29 protein-coding genes and 1 pseudogene are annotated in these 24,149 nt (G+C 40.3%); 13 read left to right on the top strand and 17 right to left on the bottom strand.

Annotation, left to right across the window (positions count from 1 at the left end):
* Positions 1-49 precede the first annotated feature (49 nt).
* The 10 genes from FC85_RS04685 to FC85_RS04640 form a co-directional block, all read right to left on the bottom strand.
* Positions 50-268, bottom strand: coding sequence for a helix-turn-helix domain-containing protein (locus FC85_RS04685; RefSeq protein WP_057864391.1), 219 nt, complete (start codon positions 266-268; stop codon positions 50-52).
* Between the two features lie 15 nt (positions 269-283).
* Positions 284-841 carry a DUF2975 domain-containing protein gene (locus tag FC85_RS04680; protein ID WP_057864390.1) on the bottom strand — a complete coding sequence of 186 codons (558 nt, stop codon included), beginning with the start codon at positions 839-841 and terminating at the stop codon, positions 284-286.
* A gap of 271 nt (positions 842-1,112) precedes the next feature.
* Positions 1,113-1,535, bottom strand: coding sequence for a hypothetical protein (locus FC85_RS04675; RefSeq protein ID WP_057864389.1), 423 nt, complete (start codon positions 1,533-1,535; stop codon positions 1,113-1,115).
* Between the two features lie 77 nt (positions 1,536-1,612).
* Complete coding sequence (locus FC85_RS04670; RefSeq protein ID WP_057864388.1) at positions 1,613-2,437, bottom strand: helix-turn-helix domain-containing protein; 825 nt, start codon at positions 2,435-2,437, stop codon at positions 1,613-1,615.
* A gap of 111 nt (positions 2,438-2,548) precedes the next feature.
* The gene (locus FC85_RS04665; RefSeq protein WP_057864387.1) at positions 2,549-3,355 is read right to left on the bottom strand and encodes a TraX family protein; all 807 of its coding nucleotides are present in this window, start codon (positions 3,353-3,355) and stop codon (positions 2,549-2,551) included.
* Positions 3,356-3,692: 337 nt separating this feature from the next.
* On the bottom strand, positions 3,693-4,355 hold the full coding sequence (locus FC85_RS04660) for a CPBP family intramembrane glutamic endopeptidase (RefSeq protein WP_057864386.1): 663 nt from the start codon (positions 4,353-4,355) through the stop codon (positions 3,693-3,695).
* 46 nt (positions 4,356-4,401) lie between these two features.
* Positions 4,402-4,884 (bottom strand): HIT family protein, encoded by a 483-nt coding sequence (locus tag FC85_RS04655; protein WP_057864385.1) that lies wholly within the window; start codon positions 4,882-4,884, stop codon positions 4,402-4,404.
* Between the two features lie 71 nt (positions 4,885-4,955).
* On the bottom strand, positions 4,956-5,414 hold the full coding sequence (locus tag FC85_RS04650; protein ID WP_057864384.1) for an NUDIX hydrolase: 459 nt from the start codon (positions 5,412-5,414) through the stop codon (positions 4,956-4,958).
* A gap of 103 nt (positions 5,415-5,517) precedes the next feature.
* Positions 5,518-5,841, bottom strand: a complete 324-nt coding sequence (locus FC85_RS04645) for a hypothetical protein (protein WP_057864383.1) — start codon at positions 5,839-5,841, stop codon at positions 5,518-5,520.
* Positions 5,842-5,885: 44 nt separating this feature from the next.
* On the bottom strand, positions 5,886-7,154 hold the full coding sequence (locus FC85_RS04640; RefSeq protein WP_057864382.1) for a Fic family protein: 1,269 nt from the start codon (positions 7,152-7,154) through the stop codon (positions 5,886-5,888).
* Between the two features lie 392 nt (positions 7,155-7,546).
* Between FC85_RS04640 and FC85_RS04635 the strand changes: the two genes are divergently transcribed.
* The 8 genes from FC85_RS04635 (at position 7,547) to FC85_RS04600 (ending at position 13,186) form a co-directional block, all read left to right on the top strand.
* On the top strand, positions 7,547-8,455 hold the full coding sequence (locus FC85_RS04635) for an ABC transporter ATP-binding protein (RefSeq protein ID WP_057864381.1): 909 nt from the start codon (positions 7,547-7,549) through the stop codon (positions 8,453-8,455).
* Positions 8,448-9,209, top strand: a complete 762-nt coding sequence (locus tag FC85_RS04630) for an ABC transporter permease (protein ID WP_057864380.1) — start codon at positions 8,448-8,450, stop codon at positions 9,207-9,209. The genes FC85_RS04635 and FC85_RS04630 overlap by 8 nt, the downstream gene beginning before the upstream one ends.
* Positions 9,210-9,228: 19 nt before the next feature.
* Positions 9,229-9,735: a hypothetical protein gene (locus tag FC85_RS04625; RefSeq protein WP_225427562.1), complete on the top strand. Its 507-nt coding sequence runs from the start codon at positions 9,229-9,231 to the stop codon at positions 9,733-9,735.
* A 72-nt stretch (positions 9,736-9,807) separates the two neighbouring features.
* Entirely contained in the window at positions 9,808-10,206 is a 399-nt protein-coding gene (locus tag FC85_RS04620; RefSeq protein ID WP_057864379.1) for a hypothetical protein, read from the top strand.
* A 145-nt stretch (positions 10,207-10,351) separates the two neighbouring features.
* Complete coding sequence (locus FC85_RS04615; protein WP_057864378.1) at positions 10,352-11,083, top strand: ABC transporter ATP-binding protein; 732 nt, start codon at positions 10,352-10,354, stop codon at positions 11,081-11,083.
* Between the two features lie 5 nt (positions 11,084-11,088).
* Positions 11,089-12,480 (top strand): ABC transporter permease family protein, encoded by a 1,392-nt coding sequence (locus FC85_RS04610; protein ID WP_162255415.1) that lies wholly within the window; start codon positions 11,089-11,091, stop codon positions 12,478-12,480.
* Between the two features lie 154 nt (positions 12,481-12,634).
* Positions 12,635-12,907 carry a hypothetical protein gene (locus FC85_RS04605; RefSeq protein WP_057864376.1) on the top strand — a complete coding sequence of 91 codons (273 nt, stop codon included), beginning with the start codon at positions 12,635-12,637 and terminating at the stop codon, positions 12,905-12,907.
* Positions 12,908-12,988: 81 nt separating this feature from the next.
* A complete protein-coding gene (locus FC85_RS04600; protein WP_057864375.1) occupies positions 12,989-13,186 on the top strand; it encodes a hypothetical protein in 198 nt (65 codons plus the stop codon).
* A gap of 158 nt (positions 13,187-13,344) precedes the next feature.
* On the opposite strand, the gene FC85_RS04595 is transcribed toward FC85_RS04600, so the two are convergent.
* On the bottom strand, positions 13,345-13,935 hold the full coding sequence (locus FC85_RS04595; protein WP_057864374.1) for a DJ-1/PfpI family protein: 591 nt from the start codon (positions 13,933-13,935) through the stop codon (positions 13,345-13,347).
* Positions 13,936-14,192: 257 nt separating this feature from the next.
* Between FC85_RS04595 and FC85_RS04590 the strand changes: the two genes are divergently transcribed.
* Positions 14,193-14,477, top strand: a complete 285-nt coding sequence (locus tag FC85_RS04590; protein WP_057864373.1) for a LasU family protein — start codon at positions 14,193-14,195, stop codon at positions 14,475-14,477.
* 202 nt (positions 14,478-14,679) lie between these two features.
* Here the strand turns inward: FC85_RS04590 and FC85_RS04585 are convergent, their stop codons facing one another.
* The 6 genes from FC85_RS04585 to FC85_RS04560 all read right to left on the bottom strand — a co-directional run bounded on the left by FC85_RS04585 (position 14,680) and on the right by FC85_RS04560 (position 20,902).
* On the bottom strand, positions 14,680-16,173 hold the full coding sequence (locus FC85_RS04585; RefSeq protein ID WP_057864372.1) for a hypothetical protein: 1,494 nt from the start codon (positions 16,171-16,173) through the stop codon (positions 14,680-14,682).
* 81 nt (positions 16,174-16,254) lie between these two features.
* Positions 16,255-17,520, bottom strand: coding sequence for an MFS transporter (locus tag FC85_RS04580; protein ID WP_057864371.1), 1,266 nt, complete (start codon positions 17,518-17,520; stop codon positions 16,255-16,257).
* 28 nt (positions 17,521-17,548) lie between these two features.
* Positions 17,549-19,159, bottom strand: a complete 1,611-nt coding sequence (locus FC85_RS04575) for an ATP-binding cassette domain-containing protein (protein ID WP_057864370.1) — start codon at positions 19,157-19,159, stop codon at positions 17,549-17,551.
* Between the two features lie 300 nt (positions 19,160-19,459).
* On the bottom strand, positions 19,460-19,870 hold the full coding sequence (locus FC85_RS04570) for a helix-turn-helix domain-containing protein (RefSeq protein ID WP_057864369.1): 411 nt from the start codon (positions 19,868-19,870) through the stop codon (positions 19,460-19,462).
* Positions 19,871-20,001: 131 nt separating this feature from the next.
* Positions 20,002-20,286 (bottom strand): type II toxin-antitoxin system RelB/DinJ family antitoxin, encoded by a 285-nt coding sequence (locus tag FC85_RS04565; protein WP_057864368.1) that lies wholly within the window; start codon positions 20,284-20,286, stop codon positions 20,002-20,004.
* 265 nt (positions 20,287-20,551) lie between these two features.
* Entirely contained in the window at positions 20,552-20,902 is a 351-nt protein-coding gene (locus FC85_RS04560) for a winged helix-turn-helix transcriptional regulator (protein ID WP_057864367.1), read from the bottom strand.
* Positions 20,903-21,086: 184 nt separating this feature from the next.
* Here FC85_RS04560 and FC85_RS04555 point away from each other — a divergent pair, with 184 nt between their 5' ends.
* The 4 genes and pseudogenes from FC85_RS04555 (at position 21,087) to FC85_RS04540 (ending at position 24,137) form a co-directional block, all read left to right on the top strand.
* Positions 21,087-22,109 (top strand): zinc-binding alcohol dehydrogenase family protein, encoded by a 1,023-nt coding sequence (locus FC85_RS04555; protein ID WP_057864464.1) that lies wholly within the window; start codon positions 21,087-21,089, stop codon positions 22,107-22,109.
* Positions 22,110-22,208: 99 nt separating this feature from the next.
* Positions 22,209-22,591 (top strand): annotated as a pseudogene (locus FC85_RS04550) (MerR family transcriptional regulator).
* A gap of 426 nt (positions 22,592-23,017) precedes the next feature.
* On the top strand, positions 23,018-23,419 hold the full coding sequence (locus FC85_RS04545) for a carboxymuconolactone decarboxylase family protein (RefSeq protein ID WP_057864365.1): 402 nt from the start codon (positions 23,018-23,020) through the stop codon (positions 23,417-23,419).
* A complete protein-coding gene (locus tag FC85_RS04540; RefSeq protein ID WP_225427618.1) occupies positions 23,379-24,137 on the top strand; it encodes an SIR2 family NAD-dependent protein deacylase in 759 nt (252 codons plus the stop codon). Before FC85_RS04545 ends, FC85_RS04540 begins: the two co-directional genes overlap by 41 nt.
* Positions 24,138-24,149 lie beyond the last annotated feature (12 nt).

The following is a 24,149-nucleotide window of genomic DNA, read 5'->3' as shown; positions in this document are numbered from 1 at the left end:
GCCTTCTTAATAATTGTTGCCAAATCTTCTTAAGGTTCCCAAACAACTTTTATCGCTCATCATCCAAATCATCGACATATTCTAAAATATCGCCGGGCTGGCATTCCAACACCTGACAGATCTTATCCAAGGTTTCAAATCGAATACCCTTAGCCTTGCCGGTCTTTAGAATTGATAAGTTGGCTTGCGTGATCCCAATTTGAGAGGATAACGACTTGGATGTGATCTTTTTTTCAACTAATTGACGATCGAGATTAATCCGAATCATCGCGCATCCCCCTTTCTAAATGATCGAGTCATTATCTTTTTGAATTTGCAACCCGTACTCAAACACAATGTAAATGACATAGATAGTAAACCATGCCAATACTTCAAAACTCAATCCGTGACCATTCGAAAGCGCGCCACTTGGGTTATGAACCAATTTAAAAATAATTGCAGAAATCATATCTAATCCAATAAAACCCATAAATGAATAATTGATCCATCGAACAAATCGTAAATTGGTCTCATTAAAGATATTGTTCACTGTGATCTGCTTTAAAAGCCGGTAAACCAGGTAAATAATGAGAACACGTAATGTAAACATCATCATCGTTAAACCGGTGGCACTCACTGACAGCCAAATGGGATTGACGCCAACACCCACGTACTGATTCGCTCGACTTGTCATCCCAACTAAAAACTTCAGTGCCGAAACTTGGCTAATGATTGGATTTAACCAACCGCCGATAAACGCGGCTATTAATCCCACCCATACCAAGGCATGAACCGCAAATACCAAAAAACTGATTTTTTCCAGAATACTCAAGATCTTTTTTGATTTATTTTGAGTTGTCATTGTGCCTCACCTCTTTAAAATTATCGTATCACGATAATTATTTATTGCAAGAGAATAATTTTAAACTTGAATAAAACCGATATACTGATTCCAAAATGAAGACACAAAAAACGCAAACCGTTGCTAATTCCGGTTTGCGCTTGTCGTAATTGTCTTGATATGATGTCGCTTTTTATGAATTCAAATCAATCTATCATAACGCCTTAATCGTATCTATAATAAAGCTAAGCGGGCTGCTATTTTTATTTCAATATCAATCACATTAATTATTTTATGATGATACTTGAGTCATCCCTTCAATCAATCGACCCAAGTTCATCAAATTAATCGCCAAGGCATGTTTGGCAATTGGCGCTATTAATTTAACCGGTAACCCGATCTTAGCGGTATCAGAAAACAGGGCTTCCTGAATCTGCAAATGATGATCTGCCCCGGTTAACGTGAACGCCAAATCATATGCCAACCGGCCTTGGCGACTATGGTAAATGATCCGTGAATCACCTGCCTCAACTGTGATCACTTCAAAATGATTCAACGCTCCCTGCGACCGGGTAACGGTAAATGAGTGCTCATCTTGGTTGACCGTCTCGATTTCCGGAACCCATTTCAATAAGTGAACGGGATTAGCCAAGATTTTCCGTGCCTGATCTGCAGTTGCGTTGATCGTAACAATGTTCGTCAATAATTTTTCCATAAAGTAAAGCCTCCTCTTATTTGATGGCTTCACTTTATCAATCTTTGGGTGATTTAAAAAATCAGAATCCTGATATTTTAAAATTGATCATAAGGTTCTTCTTTAAATAATTCTGCGAACACTTTTTCACGCTGCCGAGCTTCATCCCGCAAGTCCAATTGTTCTTCAATCTCGGCAACTCTTGCCAGCAAATGATAAAAATTAGCCAGCATATAATGCGAATCATGCTCCGTGGCAAAATCAATCCCATCGAGCACCCATTTTGTCGCTGCCGACCATTGGTTTAACTCAAATTCAATCATCCCGGCCAAGTAAAAAATAACATTGAGATTTTCTTCGTATTTCGCAATATCTAATTCATCGGTTGCCTGCTCCAACCATTTAGCAGCCGCCTGACGCTGGTCCGCCTGGGCTTTTATTAGCCCTGACGAAACCATCCCCAGCCGAGTCAACGTTGAAAGGTGGTTGTGATTCGCATTCGCCAATGACATCTGGAAATCCTTACCGGCTCGAATCGGCTTGCTATCGATGTGCCATTCCGCAACGGCCAAATAGTAATAGTAGGCCTGCATCTGCGCGTCGTTTTCAATCCGATCCAAAACAGCCGGTTCCTGTAAGAAATCATATAACTGTTGGTATTGGTGGGCGTTGCACAATTTATCCAACTTCTGATTGAATTCAGCCGTCCCACTGATTTCAAAATTATTTGAAAGACTAATTTCGTCCAAACTAATATTGAGTCGCTGACAAAGGGCAATTAACAGTTGGGCATTGGGTGTATATTGATTTTGCTCGATAGCTGAAAGCATTGATTGCGAGCAGATACCATCTGCTAATTGTTTTTGAGTTAAACGCTGTGATTGACGCGTGTGTTTAAGAATTGTACCAAGTTCGGTCGCCATAAATGCCTCCAAATAATTATTGTTACCAGAAAAGGGTCAGGTTAAGCCAAGATGGCTCGTGCAACCTATTTTACACCAATTTCCACTAAATTTTATTAAAAATCGCGTGATTTAGCCTCTGACGCCCAATAATGACGCTAAGATGTATAGGCTCCAAATGTGAACGGGATAAAACCCGTAGAAGAATCCTTTCATGCTTTTCCCTAATTGACCATTATAAAATGCCAGTGGAATAATCGCTAATATCATCAGCCATTGGGTGTTATTGACCAATAACGAACTGAAATTAAAACCAGTGCTTAATAAGGCAGCAACGGCAATACTAACCATCTGCCAACTTCGGTGCTTGCGGCAAAGATACATCACGGGCCCAAGGTAAAGAAAGATTGAATTTTCCGCAAACAACGGTGTTGGCACCACCAACATCAAGAATGACCACTCTCGCCCCAGTCCGCTTTGCATTAAAACAACAAACAATCCGCTAAGAATAAACGGGACCACGATTATAGAAACCCCGATAAAAATCTTTGAAATCTGGTGGTGTCGTTTTCCTGCAACAATGAGTTGGATAGCAAACATGGTCAAAACACCTAAAAAGAGATCACAGAAAATATTATTAATCAATTCAAACCGGCCAAGGCTAAAGAAATGCTGAACAATCAAGTTACCAATTTCCATGACCCAAAAGCCGATCAGTAACCGAGCCAAATACCGCCTCAGATTCTGCGTATGGGTAAAACCTTCCACAGTTAAAAACATAAAAATTGTCGCAACAGGTCGGCCGAACCAGTCAAGCCAGTTAGGTGCCCCCGCCAACGCAAACATTTCGTGAATGTGGTCAATAACCATTAAGGTAATTCCCAGAAGCTTAATATCAAAATTAGTCAGTCCCTTTCCCCTGATAGTTTCCACTAACATTAGATCCCCCTCCAAAAAAATATCGTTAAGCTTATTCAGTTAGTTATATGAGCAGTTAACCAAAAGCCTTTTTAAAGATAAAGGATTGTGTCGAAAATGTCAATCACAATTCGTAAATTTAAATAAAAAGGACCCGCGAAACGAACGGATCTTCACCTTCCAGAACCTGATCTGCTTAGCTAAGGATTCTAATCCTGACTATTTTGGTAATTCGGTGATATGTCTGAAGTTACTTTTCTTCTTGCATTTTCGTTCAATCATCATTGAGCTGACAAAAAAACCAAGACAAGATTAACTTGCCTCAGCCGCTATCCAATTCAGAAATTCATAATTTTCACTAAATAAACAAGAAAACCGATGTATCCCATATGCAATGTAGAATCGTGCTCGGCCACAAATTCTTGGACTGATAGAAAATCCATCCAAAAATTAAACCTAACGGCAACACAGTGGCAACATTAACCCCCCATCCCATCAGTGATAATCCTTCCGCAAAGTAAATTGGAAAATGAATGGCTTGAAACAACAATGCCTGAATAATGATTGCGCTGGTCATGTCAAACTTCGCCAGCAAGTAGTTGCAAAAGAACCCCCGAAAAACAAATTCTTCAATCAGCCCGGCTGCCAGGGTCACACTAAAGAAATTACCGCCCTCCTTGGTGAAGGGCATGGCCGTGATATAAAACGAATGGTGCCGAAACCACATTGAAAATCCCAAATACACAATAAATATGGCTAAAGTCCACCAAAACTGAACTGGAAAATGACGATTATATAATTTCTTCTTAGATAACCAAAGCTGTCCCTGAGTTTTATTCAGCCAAAATAATCCCAGCGGTACCCAAATCAACACCTTAACGGCGACATTAATCAGATCATTAGTCATCCCAGCCGTCATCTGTCTTTGAAACAATGTTAAATAACCTTGGGCGATCAGCCAAATCACCCAGAAAATCGCGTAATTCAGATAAACTATTTTTAATGACCATTGCTTATGCAATTAAAGACCTCCTTGTACCGATAAACCTTACCATTTTCATTGAATCTTAAATTTCGTTTTTATTGTCATTAGTTCCTCCAAGATAATTCCGTAAGTATGCTGTCATTTCCGATCGTAATCGACCCTGTTTCTGCGGATCATATTGATACTGCGCGTCAAACCAGTGATCCTCAGGATACAGCCAAACCGGCTTTTCCAACCGTTCTTTAGGTTCTGATCGATATCGGGGAAATACGTGAGCGTGCAGAAACTGATCACGATTGCCTAAAATATCATAGTTTACCCTAAGCGCACCGGTGACTTGCAATACCGCATCGCCTAAAATACTCATATCTTTCAGAAAGCGAACTCGCTCGGGAACTGATAAGTCATTAAGCGATCCAACCACTCGTTTGGGTAATAATACTGAGTACCCGGGTAAGAATTGCGTATCACCGAACACCGCAAAACCACCGGGCATTTCTGCCATTACCATTGGATTAGTGCCATTTAAAGCCGCGCTAATTCGGTTCTGCTGCCACGCCGTCATCACAATCACCCCATGTTGTTTTTCTTTATTATCGGCGTCAGGTTTTCATTTATCTAGCTTTACTTGATCAGCTAGTCAAAATAACCAATTTGGCGTTTCCTAAATGCTCCAATACATTTCTGATGCTGTTGATTGAAAATTGGTGGCAACTGATTCGAAGGAAAATAAGCTAAATCAAGGGTCTCATCATTCTTGGAATTCAATCGGCCACCCACTTGATGAACCACAAATGAAACGACCACGCATTGCGCCACGTCACCATTGGGATAGTGCTGAATTTGATCAGTAGAAACGCCTAATAATTGATCAACGGCTACATCCAACCCGGTTTCTTCCTTGAACTCGCGGATGCAGGCTTGGCTGGCCGTTTCACCATATTCCAAAGCACCGCCAATCAAGCCCCACTGATGAAAATCGGCTCGTTTCTGCAGCAAAATCCGATTATCGGGATCAGTTAAAATTCCACCAGCAAATACCAGGATCACAGGATCATGCCCCACTTTATTCCGAATTGACTTAATATAATCCATTTGCTCACCGCCTTAATTAATATCATAGCTGAAAACAAGGAAAACTGAGGAATTAATCACAATTTATGATCCGATCCCCCAGTTTTTTAATATCAACCATTTGCTAAACCAAGCATAAACCCAGTGCCAATAACACGATCATGATCCGAATCATATGATGCCAGAAATGAAACTGATGCCTTAGAAGGCCGTTCAGAATAGCACACCCAATCATCACGAGGCAAGCTATTATCCCGACAACCAAGAAATCACCATAATCAAGGGCAAAGTAGGTCACTGCGGTCAAACTTGCGCAAGCCATCAGGACATTTGTCAAGAATATTAACGTATTTTGCTTACCTTTTTCTTTGATTAGTTCCACGAACGCGGCCGTCCCGGTTAATAACATAAACGCGATTAATAAGATGGTGCCGATGGTTCTCAGCATTTATCGCAGCTCCTTAGTCCATTCTCGTAATTAAATATATCCACTTAGAATCTATACCTTAAATATTCATCCCCCACCAAGTGCTGTAATGGCCGCTTCTTAATTTCCGTAATAACTCCTTGGTTGGTTAAGTTCTCAATTTCACTTCTAATCTTATTCTTGTGAAACTTCTTTGAATCACTCGCATAAAGCACATTAATTAATTCGATATCTTTAATCCCTGTTTCAGAATTTTCACTAAACAACTTAGATTGGGCAAGCAGATACATAATATTGCATTGGACAGGGTCGTGAAACGCACTTTCAATTTTATGAAGCGTCTGTTCAAGTTGGTCAGATAGTTGATTTAAATTAATAATCATATCAGTTTGGCCTTCACTAATAATTTCCATTATTTTCTGAATAAATAACGTAACATCAGCCCGATTCTCCCAATTATCAGCTTGCTTAAACACTTTATAATAAGCGGATTGATCGGTGTGAATAGCTCCCGAAATCGATAAACCGGTATAGTGATCCAACTTATTGGCCAAATACGACGAAAGTAGATATCTCCCTGTCCGGCCATTACCATCGTTAAATGGATGACTATTTTCAAACATGAAGTGCGTCACAACAGCTTTAGTCAGATCTTGAATGTCATGCTGATTCATAAACCGAATGAGTGGTGTCAACTTTGATTGAATTTTTGCTTCGCGAGCAGGTGGCGTATGAATTTTCTGATCGGCAGTTCCAATATATACCGGTTGATCACGAAATATTTTGCCGTCCGGCTGCTGATCTTTCGAAATTTCCCCTTTTAATAGTTTATTGTAGATTTCGCGAAAGTCTTGAAGCGATTCAATTTGGTAGGATTTGCCGGTCAATGTGTCATGATACAGCTTTACCGCTGATGCCAGTCTTCGAATAGGCCGATCTTTTCCTTTGGTGGCAAGTTGACCAACCACCGTCCCAATTTCCTGCTTATTAGTTTTAACACCTTCAATTTCATTCGTGTAGTAGATTTCAGATGTCAATAATTTTAACGTGTAACTACGCTTGGCAACACCAGGCAGCTTCTCAGCAATCGCCGTAATTTGGCTTGAATTTCTCGTGATTTCATTAATTAACCGATTGATTGCATTCGTTTGAACAAAGAACAGCGGATAATGATCAATTTGTTCATACTCATTTTTATCCAACACCGGGTACATGTCCGTCACAATCGTGGAATACCCTGCTAAACGTCGTTGATATTCAGCGTCCACTTCAGCATTGCTCTTGGAAGGACCGCTGCCATTGTATTTATAAACTGAGAGTAATTGATAATCCAATTTGATTGCCTTCTTTCGATAAATACTTAACTAGTTGATATTATACACCGTTGTAAATGCCAAAAATGCGCAAAAATCAAAATACATCTTACATATATAGGCTGTTAATCCAAGAAACAGTTAAAAATAAAAATGTGCAAGAAAGTTGGATGCTATTTATCACGAAACCGTTAAAACATCGTTTATTTAGTAAGCAGGCAATCATTAAAAAAATAAAATGCCTGCTTTTGTACGATTGATATCTCCCACACACCATATTATGAACAGTTTATTCCCCCCCTTTTCAATTCCTGCCAATAGGCAAAATAAAAGCCATCATTCCTTGCATATTCAGTTAATTTGTTATACCGTACTAGGTGAATAGAACAGTAGTATAAAAAGAAGGGATGAACATGAACGATATTCTAGTTGTTAGCAATCTTAGTAAGAATTTTGGTAAACACAAGGTATTGGAAAACGTTTCGTTTAAGGTTCCCCGTGGTAAAGTCATTGGGCTGGTTGGTCCAAATGGTGCCGGGAAATCAACAATTATGAAATGTATTCTTGGGATTTATCCTTATTCGCAAGGTGATATCTGGTTTGAAGGCCGGAAGATGACCGCGCAGACCACAGGCACAATGGGTAAAAAGATTGGTGCATTAGTTGAAAGTCCTGCTATTTACCCATTCTTAACCGGGATGAAACACTTCAAACTTTATGGTATCAAGCCGGCTGACCGACAACGGGTTATTCATCTACTGGGAATGGAAAATTATATTAATCAAAAAGTCACCCAGTACTCATTTGGGATGAAACAGAAACTGGGAATTGCCTTAGCTCTGGTAAACAATCCCGACTTGGTCATCCTGGACGAACCAATGAACGGGCTGGATCTGATGTCAACGTTGGCTGTCCGAAAAATTATTCTTTCCCAAGCCGCTAAGGGAACCACGTTTATTGTTTCCAGCCACATTCTGAGTGAACTGGAAAAGATCATCACCGACGTTGTCTTGATTGACCACGGTAAGATCATTTTACAAAAGCCGCTCCAGGCCTTAAGGGAAGCTGGTCATCAATGTTTTACAATGGTGACCAATCGCAATTCAGACGCACGGCAACTACTTGGCAATCATCACTTTGATGTTTCACTGACTAACGATCAACTTCAGATTCAAATTTCGCCAAATCAACTGACCAATGTTTTACAAATTCTGCTTGATGATCACATCACCATTACCAATATCAGCCACCAAGGAATGGATTTGGAAACCGCGACGTTGCAATTTTTAAAACAAGCTGAGGGGGTCGTCAATCATGCTTGATTTAATTCGACAGGAATTTTATAAATTGTTTCAAAAGAAAAGCGTTCTACTTTCACCGCTTGTAATTTTAGCATTAATGCTGTTTATGGGAACTGGTGGTAACCTTTCTGATCGAAAATATTTCTTTACTCAAGGTTTTTCCGGATTTCAATGGTTGGATATCGCAATCGTGGTTATCGGCGCCAATATGATGGCAATGGAATTTGAGTACGGCACCATTAAACACTTGGTTGCCAGCCATAACAATAAATTTTTAATTTATATGTCAAAAATGATTGTATTGACTATCTATGATGTGATCATGCACTTTTTAATTTTTATCTTTACATTCGGCATTGCCATTCTAGTTTATGGTTCAAAACTTCCCCTGCATAGTCTCTACAATGGCCGACCAATCATCAACACCTTCATCACTGCAACTTTAGGTGACCAGTTTGGCACAATCTTAGTCATTACGCTTGTCTTTCTGATTGCCGGTTTAAGTCGAACCAGTTCAATCGCGGCAACCGGCGGCCTTGCTTTACTCATATTTGGTACCAGTGTTTCCAGTCTAATTATCAAATCTTTTGGATCAGCATTTCCATTCGTTAAATGGAATCCGGGGAATATGTTTAACGTTGGCTTTCAGTTTGCTACCCCGGGAATTATTAAACAATCATTCCTCACTGACAGCCAGCTGGTAATCGGTAATCTCGTGTATATTGTCTTATTTATCATCCTTGGCTACATCGCATTTAGCCGAAAGCGGATTTAATCCAGATTGGAGGTTCATCATGACAAGCAGCAGCCCGAAAAAGATCATTACCCTCCTCATGACATTATTAGCAATGGTAATGACCATCCCGATTTTATCTGGGTGCAGTGGTAATCAATCAAAAGAACTTAATCAACTCATGATCAAGTCAAAGAAAATGCAAAAATCGCCATTTCGCAAGTATGACTGGGTCAGCATCTCCAACGTGAAAGGCAAAGAGATCGCCCAGATTACAAATCGCCGGGACGTGATCTATATTTCTAATATTGTCGGTGATGCGGCCAACGTTGATCAAGTGGGAATCGGAAAGAAATATCTCAATAACGCTCACCTCACTTATCGTTATACTTTTTATCAAGCTAAGCCAAAAGTTGCGATTCATATGTCAGTTTACTCAAACTCCAAACACGCACAGGTATCTAACATCCCAATTATTCATGCCGTTCACTATAAACTATCAGATGCTAACTATCAGAAATTAAATCATCCGTTCACGAGACTTAACGCGGTGAATTTAATTCACTAAATCGTAGAATTGGCCTCGTCTCTTTCCAAAAAAATGTGTAAGTTTAGCTAAAAAATAAAGGAGCCATCTAACATGAAAACACCACTTGTATTATTAATACCTCTTGTCTTGGTCACACTAAGTGGCTGCAGTCTCAATCAAGCCGCACCCAAGACCCATCATCATGACTGGATCGACGTTTACAACAAATCCGGCAACAAAGTCGTCAGCCTGACCAGTCGAAAAGCAGTCGCCTATGTTTCTGATCACGTTGGGGATGATGCTGGTAATTCAACCAGCCATAAATTGCCAGCCGGATCAAAACTTCAATACAAATATGTCATGCATCAACGTCGGAATAATTTAAGCTTCAATTTATACATCTACTCCAACAAATACGCTAAAACTGGCATTCATCCCCTACCAAATAGCACATGGAAATTATCCAACCATGAATTCAGTAAATTCAGCAATCCGCGTAGTCTTGAATAGCATCAGCAATCACTGGCAATCCGGTTACCAAGACACTCCAAATATCAGTTTGTAACCGGCACCATGGTTTTGATCTTGAGGGAGAATAGATTCTTAAAAGCTTCAAATTAATCTGATAAATAAACAACTAATTGAGGTGGTTATCATGATAAATCAAGTCATTAACATTCAAAACGTCACCAAAAGTGTTTCTATCGGCAACAGTAAGCAAACTCTGGAAATTCTTCACGATATTTCGTTAACCGCCAACGCCGGTGAATTTCTCAGTATTGTCGGGCCGTCCGGCTCTGGTAAATCGACGTTACTTAACGCAATGTCTGGGTTATCCAAACCAACCAGCGGTCAAGTAACTATTTTGGGAACCAACCCTTATCAGTTGCGCCCTGCCAAGGCAGCCGCGTTTCGCCGTGATCAGATTGGCTTTATCTTTCAATCTTACAACTTAATTCCAGCACTACCCGCATTCGACAATATTGTGCTTCCACTTCGATTGGCCCATCGAAAGGTTGATAAAGAAAAGATTACTCAACTGCTCAAACAAATTAACTTTGAGGCCAATCCCAGTAATTTTGTTTCAGATTTATCCGGTGGTGAACAGCAAAAGGTTGCCATAGTCCGTGTCTTAGTCGCAAACAGTCGGGTCATTTTCGCGGATGAACCAACCGGAGCCTTGGACACCGTTTCCCGAAAAATCATTTTTGACTTATTACGTCACCTGGCAAATCAAGGTGTTTGTATCATCATGGTCACCCATGATATTGAAATGGCCGCCGCAACCGACAAGGCAATCACCTTGAGTGACGGCCACTTGGAAAAGGTCATTGATGACCCCACGGCTGAAGAAATTTTTCAAGCACTTAACGAAGAAAAGAGTTGATGATCATGCTACGAATTATTTGGTTACAATTCAAACATTCCTGGAAATCATGGTTCGCTGCCCTCTTCCTATTCATCGTCACCGGCTTTTTAACCGGAACCTGTTTAAACGGGATTTTCACCATTGCCGATCACTTCTCTCATTTGAGTCGAATGGAAAATCCCAGTGATATTTTTTACTACCCGATGATTTTCGGCGTCATCACCCTGTTTATCGTTTCCAGTGGCGTCATCAAATTAGTGATCAACAGCATGAGTAAAGAATACACGTTATGGACGATTTTAGGCGCTAATCCCAATCAACTTGCCATTCTAATCGGTGGCCAATTAGCCCTGCTTGGTGCGATCGGTGCCTTTATCGGCTTTATCTTTGCCGTCCCGTTTACCGTTGCGCTGGATACGTGGGTTACCAATCTGACGGGATTTGTTCACATGCCGATAATCCCACTTGAGTTCTCAATTCCTGCCTGTTTCTGGACAGTTGCGTTTATTTTTACCATATCTGGAATGGCGGGCTACCTGCATTCGCACAAATTATTTGTTAACTCGCAAACTGATATTTTGAACTTTAAGAAACGTCGTTCAAAATTTCAATCAATAACCCACCTTCTATTAATCCTGATTAGTGCATTGGGTTTGATCGTTTCCTATGGCAATTCACTCATCGTCACATCGCAAGCCCAACACTATCTAGCCCTTGGTAACTCCCATGAGGCTGGTAAAACTTACACCCAAAGTTTAATGATTATTATGCTCTTATCAATTATATTATTCGCATTGGTCGCACAACTGATTTTGCCAAAAATCATCAAATTTTGGACGCAAATTTTGCCACGACAAACATCCGCAACCGTTAATACCGCCTACTGGAACACAATGTTTGATAAGAACTACCTATCATCATTAATCGCCCCACTGTTTGGTGGTTCATTTCTATTAACCGGGATTACGTACATCACTTCCGGGATCACTAACGGTGGGACTAACCAGGAAGCGACTGCTAATTCAATTGCCAGCTTAGTCATCTATCTTGGCGCACCGTTGCTGATTATTTTAGCGAACGTGTTGGTCATTACCGTGATTGTTAGCAAACAACAACGAATTAATTTAAATCAACTGTTCTTACTGGGGTTCACGTCAACCAACGCAATCGTTGAAAGAATAATGGAAGCGGTCATTTATGCGGTTACTTTCTTCATCTGTGGTGTGATTGGCAACTTACCGTTGTACCTGACTGTCTACCGGATCGAAGTGATCACTCATAAACCAATCACCGTATCATGGTTGTCAACGATGGCTTGGCCAGCCGGTCTGTTTGGGATTATCTTGATTTTTGTTGCGGCCGTTGGCGGATGGCACGTGCTTCGATTTGAGAAAAGCGCTGAGAAACAGATGTAATCAACCATTAACAAGTAGGAATCTCTAATTCTTGTGAAGAAAAATGCAACAATTTATTATCATTCTTTTTGATCATTTAGCACTCAGATTGTCACTACATGTAAGTACAAGTTATTTGGAATATACTTGTAAGTAAAGAAGGAGAGCGATTATTTTGACTAATAAAAATAAAGAACGAGTCTTAGGAGAATTTGTCACTCGCCGTTCAGGAAACTCACTTTCTCTCACGGTTCCAGCTGATGCAGGAATTCCAGAAAGAAAAAAGTATGTCTTGGTTGTCACCGGTGACGACACTTTAGAATATCGCGCCATTCACAGTAATCCTTGGTTAGATGGTACTTATAGCGACATCAACTTCCGTGCCGAATTGGCTGATACCGGTAATTATGGTCTGGAAAAGCCGATTGGAAAGCAGCAAACTGATTGATAACTCCTAAACAGGGCGACCTTATCTTTATTGATGCTGAGCCGCATGCTGACCATGAAGAAGGTGAGCATGGTGGTCTGTATGCCAATCACTTCTAAGCTTAAAAAAGACAGACGAATTTACTTGCCAATTGCCGATCATCCTAGTGGGATTCATGGATCAATTATTACATTTCAGATTCCAAACTATGATTACTTTGCCCGGCACGGCGAAACTGTTGGGAAAGTTAGTACCGCTTTGTTAAATAACTTAATCGAACGTGCTAAGGGCATCTTTTAACGCTTGTTTCAATTTCATCTGAAGCAACCACGATATTTTTCAAGTGGCTGCTCCTTCAGTAATAATTAATCAAATCGTCCCATTTAAAACCCAACCAAATAAAAATTCAATCCAAAAAAATGTTACGGCAATGAAGTTCTCACTGTCGTAACATTTTTTTAGAATGGATTTCCATATTTTCTACAATAATCATAAAAGCCTAACCGATACAAGTCCACTTCCTGTTTAGCAGCTTTCTCGCCCTCACCGATCAGATCTAAAGCCAGTTCAGTAAAATCCAAGGCTGCTGTTCCGTTTGCAGTCACTAAATTTTTATCACGAAATGCCTGAGCCTTAACAAAGCCGTTTTGATTATGGTAATTCTGATAAGTTTTCCACAGGTACTGCGCGTTACCGGTATGTCGATAATCATTTAGGAACCCACTCCGCGCAAGATAATCGACCGATCCGCAAATTGCAGCCAGGGGTAAGCCACCTGTCAATTGTTTCCTAACAATCTGATATAAAGCACGATTCTCAAGCGTCCATGATTTGCCACCAACGAGAACCAACAGATCGATTTGATTCAATGAAGACAACTCAGACAGCTGATAGTCAACTTTTGTCATTAAGCCACCAATTGAGTGACTAATAGCCTGATTGGATGCATATTTAACTGTCCAGTCTTTCTTTTGATTCAAGATTCCAGTTAGATAACCCGGTTCCCAATCAGCATAGTGATCTAGTAATACAATAATTGCATTTTTCAAAATTAGCCTCCAGGAAAATTTAACGATAAAACAAATCGCACTATACGAACACACGTTTGAATAAATTTTATACCATTAGAACCCTAAACTCAAATTTTGCCAATTTCTGGATTAACTAATTATCTCAAACAGCATCACATTAATAAGCAGATATCCATCTAAATAAAAAAATCAAATTTGGGGCGTTATCTATATAACCGAAATATAATGATAGTGTAAAAAGTTGTTTGCTTGCTCCTGTGAATGGAGGGATAAACATGAAAAAGATCATCGTTATTAGCCCAACTTTTCTATTATTCATCGGCTTATTAGCTGGGTTACTGCTTCCCAGATTGGCGCTTTCGACTAGAACGGACTTCATTGCCTATAGTATGACCGGCTTGGTTCTCTACTGCTTCTTCACTATTTTCATTTACGGATTGGGGCTCAGTTTTCATGGTCAGAAAAAATTTGATCGACCCACTAAGCTTTTATTTGGTTATTTATCCACGGTATTAGTATTAGTCGTTTTTGCTGCCATTTTTTTAATGGGCCATCACTAAACGATTAGTTTTCAAAGACCACCTACTAAATTGGTAGTCTCACTCGATAATTTGCATAAAAAGACGAGATCGAAGCGAATTTCTGCCGCGATCTCGTTTTTTGTATAGCGCTATTTTCCAAAAGCAACAGCATCACGATTTTTCGATAACTGTCAGTCATTCAAGCGAACAATTCAACTCAATAATTTGTTTCGACTGTCGCTTACTTACCGCCATTTGCCTCATATTTTTGAAAATCTGAGTCCGGCAAATAAAGAATACTCAAATAATTGGCATCATAGTTCTTGCTTGGAAAAGTTAAATCAACGGGTAGCTTTTGAGGACTGGCTTCGCTTCCAGGCGCTTGAGTCGTTCGACCATTTGCATCATAAAAGGAAACGCTAATCGAGATTGATTTCTTATCAGTCAATTCTTCACCATAATTCAGCCTAACTGAAAAAACCTTCTGCCATTTACCGTTTTCATAATGGTATTCGTCAAAATTGTAATTCTCAGTAATTTCCCGATAGACCTTTCCTTTATTCGGATCCAATTTTGAGGAATCTCTTGCCGGATCAATATCATCGTATTGAATCCCGTTTTTAACAATCGGACCGTTCGAAAAATCAAGAATGTTTGCGGTTCGGACATAGCATAACCTATCGCCGTCTTGGAACACGGTGTATTGAGATCCGGGTTTCAAATATAAACGGTCCCCGCTTTGGATACCTTGGTAGTTGCGCAGTAATGATTGATTAGGCAACTCATAGCTTAATCCGGCGTAAACAGCATATGGGAATGGGTGATCAAAGTTGGTCGACTTTGGTGCTTGCTTGACCGTGGTCGCAGTAGCCGCGTCATAAAACGCTTGAAAGGTGCCAGCTCGGTACCACTCAGGTTCCCCTTTCTCATAACCAGTGCCAATATCTTCCAAATCATAGTACATGTATTCAACAAAGGGAACTTTGGGCCCCCCATTGGTATCAACCGACCGCATTACAATTCGGAAGTTCTGCCAACCCTGGGCGTTGTTATCAACCACGCCCATATTATTAATCCCAAGCTCCTGATTTCGCTTTTTGATAAAATTAACGACTGTTTGAATCTGGCTTTGGGTCGGCACCTTCGCATAAGCATCGTAGGATTCCAAGCCACTCAGATATGGCGCTTTATGCCGATAGGTACTGATATCCGTGTCATATTCACTGGTATCAATTTTTTTAGCATCCGCAGCCGAGACATTTGAATAAATAACACCATCATTTGCGGTAGTTGAACTGCCGCTCGTATCTGAACTACCACTGGTGGAACCACTACTGCTTCCCGTACTCGTACTAGGCGTGGTTCCAAAACCCGCTGCGTTAGGGTTAACACCCGGCGTCAAATAACCACGCCAAATGTAGCCAGCATGTTTTTGATTACCACTCAATACTTTGTAGTATATTCGGCTCTTATATCCTGAAGTCATCTTAACAGCTTCAGTCTTGTACCACGTTGTCCGTGGATAATGCTTTAAATTGTGAACGACTCTGGTGTGATGCGCATTCCACAGATAAATGGTACCGCTATATTTTGCATGGTAAGGCACGCTCGGTGAATATAATTTGGTCTGAGTCCAACGATAATATGCCGCGTGAGCCGGATGCGTTACCGTAATCGCACCCAGAAACCCGGCAGCCATCAAACCAGTTGCTGCCAAAACAATCCGCTTTTTCATGATTCCAACTAACCTCCAAGATAGATTGCCCCTTACGTAGACCCAGTGTTTAGATGATCAGCACCAAGTTTACCCCCTTGTTTAGTTTGATTGTACACCTCGCTTATTTTGCTGACCAGATGCAATTGACAAATGATCGTCCTTAGCAGCTGCAGTTACTCGAACCGTTCCTTGACGATCGTATGCGTAAATCCGCTTTTCACATATCAGCATTGTGACCAATGCAAAGATGCCAAGAAGAACTAGTACCAACATTGGATTTCCAAGAGCTTGGGCGACTCCGGCTAAACCAGTATTAAAGACAACATCTAAAACCGACCCGCCAAATTCCACAAAGCTTGCCTGTGCTGACTGAACTGAAACACTGGTATTTTTAATTCTGGCTTTCGAGGCTAAATTAGGGATCGGGATGGTAACAACCATGACTGCAATAATGCTCAAACACATTAGCGGCAACGTCATTTTAATACTCATCATTAGGAAGATCCCCATCAAAAACAAGACAAGTGAAATCATCAGCCAAGGGTATTTTTCCAACCGAATTAAAAAAATACCAAGTGAAATGCCAATTGCATAAGAAATTAAAAGTAACGCAACATGATTATAATGAGGATCAATTTCGTTCCAGAAATAAATCATTAAACCGTTGAAAACTGACTGAACAAGGATAAACACAATACTGACGATGATGCTTTCCCGCAATCCGGAATTTATCCAAATAGATCGCCCGACTTTTTTGAGGTGTTTGAATGTGCTAAATTTGACATCGCTCGTTTGTGGTGTCTTCTGTGTCACCAACAACGTTGCAAACAGGCAATTAATAAAGTAGGCAACCCCACCAATCAATAAATAAAATCGAAATTCGGTGGTAAAGAGCAGCACAATATATATGGCACCCAGGCTGGCGATTAATCCCAACATCCCCAACGATGAATTCCAATTAATTACTTTGCCTAAATCTTCCGGATTAATTAATTGTTTAATAATTCCAGAGAAAGATAGTGACTCAATTAGTGAAAACAGGCTGACAAATAAATCTGCCCCAACATAAAGAACCAAAAAGAACTTATTATTGTTAAAAAACGGCACCAATAGTGAGATGAACATCAGACCATTAAAAAGAATTAGTGATAATTTCTTATTCACATTATCCAACTTTGAGCCAATAAATAATGTACTGATAATTAACCCAATTGAACTGATGCTGGAAATCGAACCATTAACCACCAGTGAATTGGATGCGCTCTTAATAATCAGCATCCCGCCAACCTCAACTTCAAGACTGGCAAATGAACTTACTAACGCCATCATTGGCAGCAGATACTTATTCAGTTGACGATTTTTCAATTCGTTCACCCGACTTTCGATTCATGATTTATGAAAAATGAATGACCTTATCAAACAGCTTTTCCGTTTGCGGATGCGGCGTATGACTAATCATAATTAACGTTAACTTTGGATTTTTGAGTAACGCCATCTCAATTTGAACTGCCGTTTGCTCATCAATTGCTGAGGTCCCTTCGTCAATTAGCATCACCGGAATTTCCCGAATTAATCCTCTTGCCAGTGCCAATCGTTGAATCTGGCCGCCGGAAAAGTTCTTACCGCTTTCACCAATATCCAAATTCAAGTAATCTTTTCCTTCATCGACGCTTTGAATGAGTTTCATCTTCAGCAAAGCCTCGATTAATTGCTGGTCACTAAATTGTGCTCCCAGCGACAGATTGTTTCTCACGGTTGTCTGCAAAACTTGCGGTGATTGATCTAAATACAGGAGCCGCCGACTAATTTCTGCGGGACGATATTCAGTGAGCGACATCCCATCCAAAAGAATTTGACCTTGATAACCAGGAATATATCCAGCCAGCAGCTTCAGTAGCGTTGATTTGCCAGCCCCGCTTTCACCCAAAATCAAATACTTCTTGTTTCGTAAAAAAGTCAGGTTAACGTGATTTAAAATTGGCTTCTTGGCATCATAAGAAAAACTGAGATCCTTCGTTTGTAATACGGCTGGTGCTGTGAGGAGCTGTTTGGCGTGCGGCCGCAAATCGGTATCTGCCGGCTGATCATCAATTAACGGGTATTTTGCAAAAATTGGTCGGGTACCGCGAATCATTCCAAGGAAATTACTCATATTCCCCAATGAATTAAAAATATTGCCGGCCAAACTACCAACCGCGTTAATCGTGCCGATTTTAACCAACCTTTGAAAGGCTAAGATTCCGCTCAGTCCAATCAGAATAACCTGCGACACAACGTTGCCCATAAATCCGGTCACTTGGACAGCGATTTGAAATTTACTTCGATTGACGTATGCCGTTTTAATTAACTTTGAGGATTCCTTTATTCCATCAACCAAAAGATGCAGTGTTTGAAACGCATATAATAAATTAAATGCCGATAAGACATCCTGCGTCCGGTTAACGAAACGTTCGTTCCCCTGCGTTAATTTTAGGTTTTTCTCCGCCAACTTCTTATCAAATATTTTGGGTAGTAAAATAATTAACCCAGCTAGAACCAAAGCAACCAGGGCCAACGACCAATGATATTTAATCAACGTTAATACCGCGAAAACCGTCCCCACCGCACCTTGAATGACGACAAACAACGGTGATAATCCCTGTTCATTAATCACCTGAATATCATTATTAATCCAAGACTCGTAGACGCCATATGGTTTAGCGTTATATTCGGAATAGGATTTTTGAATCAGCAGCTTGGCAATATTGTTTCGGATCGAAATATCAATATTTTGGATCACAACTTCTTGATAGACACCTTCGATATATTCCGTTAGGACAACCAGCAGCCACACTGTTAACAGTAATGCCACATTTTTCATGAATTGTGCAAAGTTGTGGGCAATCAGCGCATTTAAAATATCGGCGTTCAAAACTGAGCCGTAAACGGTCAATGCTTCGATCAAGACGATCAATCCAGATAGCATTGCCATTTCAGATTTATGTAATAAGACGTATTTTTTCAACCCAATCATCTCTAATTAATATTTAATAATTAGTTTCTGTTCTATACTTGTTTAAAGCTCATTACAAGACTGGGTTGACATGTAAGCGGTTATTTGTTCACATTAAATAATTAAAATTTTAATATTATGTATCAATCTGCTCCTTTTTTGTTAAATAATTACCATGATAAAAAACTGACAACCTTCTGAGTTCAAATTCAAAGAGTTGTCAGTCTTGATATATTACGTTCTCGGAATTAATTAATGATTGTCACTTTGATCCGTCCATCTATTAACGGTTCCTAAAATATTTCTACTAATCTATTGATGATTTCCATCACCCTGCCATTTATTTTTAAGCTCTTCAAATAAAATCTCTTGATGACCGGTTTGAACACGTTGATTATTTTCAATCTGTTTTAGTGATGAGAAATTAATTCCAAGCGTATCAGCAAACTCACTGATTGACATATTAAGCTGGTTACGCAGATGTCGAATACTGTCGGGAGTCATGTATCCACTATGTTCACGATATGCCTCAAAGCTACGTCTAACATTTTCCATTGGGTCATCGAAATCACCCCATAGCTTATCGCTGGTATCCTGCCAATAATGATTCATAACTGGTAAATCAGTTATGTTTTTAACCTTTACCAGTTCAAATTTCCAAACTTCGGTATAAAGTCCCTCAGCTCCTAATTCTGGATTATAAAGGGTTTTCTTCCTAGCCAAATTTCATAACCTCGCTTTATCTCAGATGATTAATTCCAATATTGCCTGTATACAAGCCACGCTCCTAACGTGAATTATCAATGTGTCATTCACCATAAATAGCAATAATAGTTAACTTGCCAACGTCAATTTTAATCTTCACTATTGTCCCCATTCAAATATTTCCGAATCTCCTCTGAATCAGTCAACGTTGGCACCTTACTGTCATAAACGGTTTTGATCAAATTAAGACGGGCATTTTCTTCCTCCGTTAATTTAAATTCAAAGGGAATCCGACCTTCAACTACAACTCTTTTATATAGAGCAGTGATCACTGCCGCAGTAGTTAATCCAAGACTGTCAAATACAGCCGTAGCATCACGATAAAGGTCACGGTCCATTTTTATTTGGATTCTCTTTTGTGCTTTTTCTGCCATTTTAGATCTCTCCCTTATTTATATCCTACCGCAACCACTCAGTTAACAACATAATGATGTACAGCGTTCCATATCACATAATTAATTACTAATATCAACTATAAACTGTCGACAAAATCAAGTTGGATACTAAAATTAATATTCTCAGCCAAATCATTCAGAAATAAAGATTTGTAATAAGAAAGCGACCCGAAATTAAGGAATTTATCCTTAACTCGAGTCGTTCCATTTTGAAATATTTATGAGCAAGTTTTGAAACTTACAATTAATTCTCAATAACTTGCCGACTTGCTCGTTGATTGTATGTTTTTCCCCAAACTTCCATCGCTAAAATAACCGGTTTAAGTGTTAAACCAAATTTAGTTAAAGAATACTCGGTTTTAACCGGAATAACCGGGTAAACCTTTTTCTGAATGACGCCGTCAACTTGTAATTCTTTTAGTTGCAGTGCCAACATTCGCCGAGAACAATCCGGCATTTCCTTCTGCAAATCGTTAAATCGCTGGGTTCCTGTCAATAGATGGTAAATAATCACACTTTTCCACTTGCCGGCGATAATTTGTAAAGTACTCTCAACCGGACAGCCAGCCTGGCAATTATAAATATGCCGTTTCACATAAATCCCTTCTCTCGTAATCACATAGGCTACCAACCACCTTCTAGTCTACCAAATTCACCACTCATCGCATGAATCAGGTAAAAAAAATGTAACCAAGTGACATTAAATTCACGTCTTGTATCCATTTTCCAATGGGTTAGACTGAATTTGCAAGTTGAAGGGAGTTATCATCATGCAAACAATGACAGCAATCGGTTTTACAAAAACTGGATTACCAATTAGTGATCCAGACAGTTTTAAAACATTTACAGAAGTTGTGCCGACCCCAAGCGGCCATGATTTATTGGTTAAAATAATCGCCACATCTGTTAATCCCGTGGACATCGGGGTCCGCAACAGCGGTCATCGTGACTTGAAAAAGCCAAAAGTAATTGGCTGGGATGCTTATGGGACAGTAACCGCAATTGGCGATGACGTTTCACTTTTTAAGCCAGGTGACAAGGTCTTTTACGCGGGATCATTTATCCGTTCCGGCACCGACAGTCAGTATCAACTGGTCGACGAACGGATTGTCGGCCATGCGCCAACCAAGCTAACACCAGCTGAAATTGGTGGGATGCCCCTGACCAGTTTAACCGCCTGGGAAGCGCTATTCGAACGCCTGCAAATTGATCGTCATGCCACGACGACAAACGCCAAGCGGACCATCCTAATTATCAATGGCTCCGGTGGTGTTGGTTCGATCGCCACCCAATTGGCTCACATGGCAGACCTTAATGTCATCGCCAGTGCTTCAAGGCCTGAAACCATCGCGTGGGTCAAACAAAACGGCGCGGATGAAACAGTCAACCATCGTCGAAATTTGGTTACTGAAGTTCGAAGCCTCGGCTATCATTATGTCGACTATATTCTGAATCTAAATGATTTAGACGGCCACTGGAACGAAATTGCGGAATTAATCAAACCTGCCGGAAAAATCGCGGCCATTACCGAGAACCGACGCGGCATCGATTTACAAAAGCTGACTAAGAAATGCGCCTCATTTCATTGGGAATGGATGTATTCAAAATCGTATTACCATACGTCAGACATGGTTACCCAGCACAACATTCTGGATCAAGTGGCAGCTTTACTCGATCAGGGAATTCTTCATTCAACCGTTACCCAAGTCTTGAAGCCGATTAATGTCGATAATTTAAGGAAAGCCCATGCAGCAGTGGAAACGAATCATATGATCGGAAAAATTACGATCAGCAACGTCTAAATTTAATTGGTTTTCTCTGCCAATGACGCAAAATAGCTTTTAAAAGATCAAAAACGGTTGTATGCTCTGATTACATTCAACTATTGAGGAAGCGATCAGATGACATACGCAATTGGTGAATTTTCAAAAATTGTCGGCTTATCAATTGATACATTGAGATATTACGAAAAGGAAGGCTTAATTTATCCACAAAGGACTGCGAACAATCTGCGAGCCTACACTGATCACGACATTCAATGGATTAATTTTATCAAACGGTTAAAACTAACCGGAATGCCAATTCGCAATATCAAAACGTATGCAACCCTCAGATATCAAGGGAACACTACCATTGATGAACGCCTAATTTTGCTAAACGATCAAAAAAGCCGATTGGCAGCTGAACAGGCAAAACTTCAAGCCCACATTGATTTCCTGGATAAAAAATTAATACTTATCACCAGATGAAACGGGACTCGTTACTGGGCGACAATCAAGATTAGCCTAAAAGTCCCTTACCAGTCATCTAAAACATGAGTGATGGGACAATAACTGTTTTGACCAGTCTCTGTTAGTGTCAACACGATTATTCCCGAGCAAAAATGCGGGTCAAAAAGCAATTTCCGGCCGTGTAAACGAATTAACCAAATATTGAGATTCAGGATATCTTGTTGAACTTGTTATTTAGTTAAAACGTGGACCACCAAGCAGACCCCGGCCATATAAGCCTCCTAACTTAATCTTCCAAAATCAGGAATATCAAGTTAGGAGGCTTATATTCTGGGGTCTAACCGCTGCTGGTCCACTCTGTTTATTTAGTCAATAAATCTCTCTTATCCTCAACTAAATGACTTCATTTTTTATTTATCCTTGACATGGAGTAAACTCCAGCATTTAGGATAACAGTAATCAAAAGAAAGAAGGCATTTATGATGACTAGACTTAGTAATGGTAAACAAATTTTAAACCAAGTAGATGGGGCGGCAGCCGATGCTGTGATGGCTTCGTTAAAGGACATTGCACCCGATGTAGGTAACTATATTTTTGAATTTGCCTTTAACGATATTTATAGCCGGCCCGGATTAGATTTGAAGCAACGTGAAATGATCACCATCACATCACTGCTTACCCAGGGAGATACGGCTGCGCAGCTCAAGGTTCATATTAATGGTGCTCGACATGTTGGGCTAACGCAACAGGAAATCATCGAAACTTTTATTCACTGCCTACCATACGTTGGGTTTCCAAAAGTCCTGAACGCAATTACGGTTGCTAAAGAGGTGTTTACAAATGAAAACGACCAATCAGCCACTAATGAGCCACGCGATTAACCAAGCAGCCAGTATGATCAGTGGCACTTCTCAGATTGTGGCTTTTACCGGCGCTGGTATTTCAACCGATTCCGGGATTCCCGACCTCGCTGGAATTGATCACATTCTTTCCGATGACCGGCAGTTTCATGGTGGCGTTTTTGGGATGCTGAACAGCCAGTTTGCCAGTCAGGATCCCAGAGAATTTTACCGGCTTTACCGCAAAACCTTTTTCCATCCCGAGGCCGTTCCCAATCCGGCTCACCGCTTTCTTGCCGAGTTGGAGCAGCGGGGTCAATTATCAGGAATCGCAACAATGAATATTGATTGGCTGCATCAAATGGCAGGAAGCAAAACTGTTTTCGAATATTGGGGGGATATGCGGCAGAATCACTGCATTGGTTGCCATCGTACCTATGATTGGAACCTTGCTAAAGACCAACTCGTTCCTCATTGCCCAATATGTGGTTCCCCCGTTATTCCCGACTTTGTTTTGAAAAACCTTGCCACCGATCATCGGGCAGTTCACGCTGGACAAGCCTTGATTGCCCAAGCGAGTTTGCTGATCATTGTCGGTACTAACCGTAGTGCCGGTAGTTTTCCATCAAGGATCCCCAAAATAATTATCAATGAAGCCTTAACAAATCAGTTTCAAAATCATCAGCTCATAATCGGCGGCCAAGCCAGTCAAATTTTCAATCTACTCGGTCAGCAGCTGCATATTAACCAACGCCTTTAATTCACCCATCAA

The sequence above is a fragment of the Lentilactobacillus diolivorans DSM 14421 genome (assembly GCF_001434255.1).
Taxonomy (GTDB): domain Bacteria; phylum Bacillota; class Bacilli; order Lactobacillales; family Lactobacillaceae; genus Lentilactobacillus; species Lentilactobacillus diolivorans.
The sequence above is the reverse complement of the archived record's forward strand: the minus strand, read 5'-3'. Positions and strand labels throughout refer to the sequence as shown.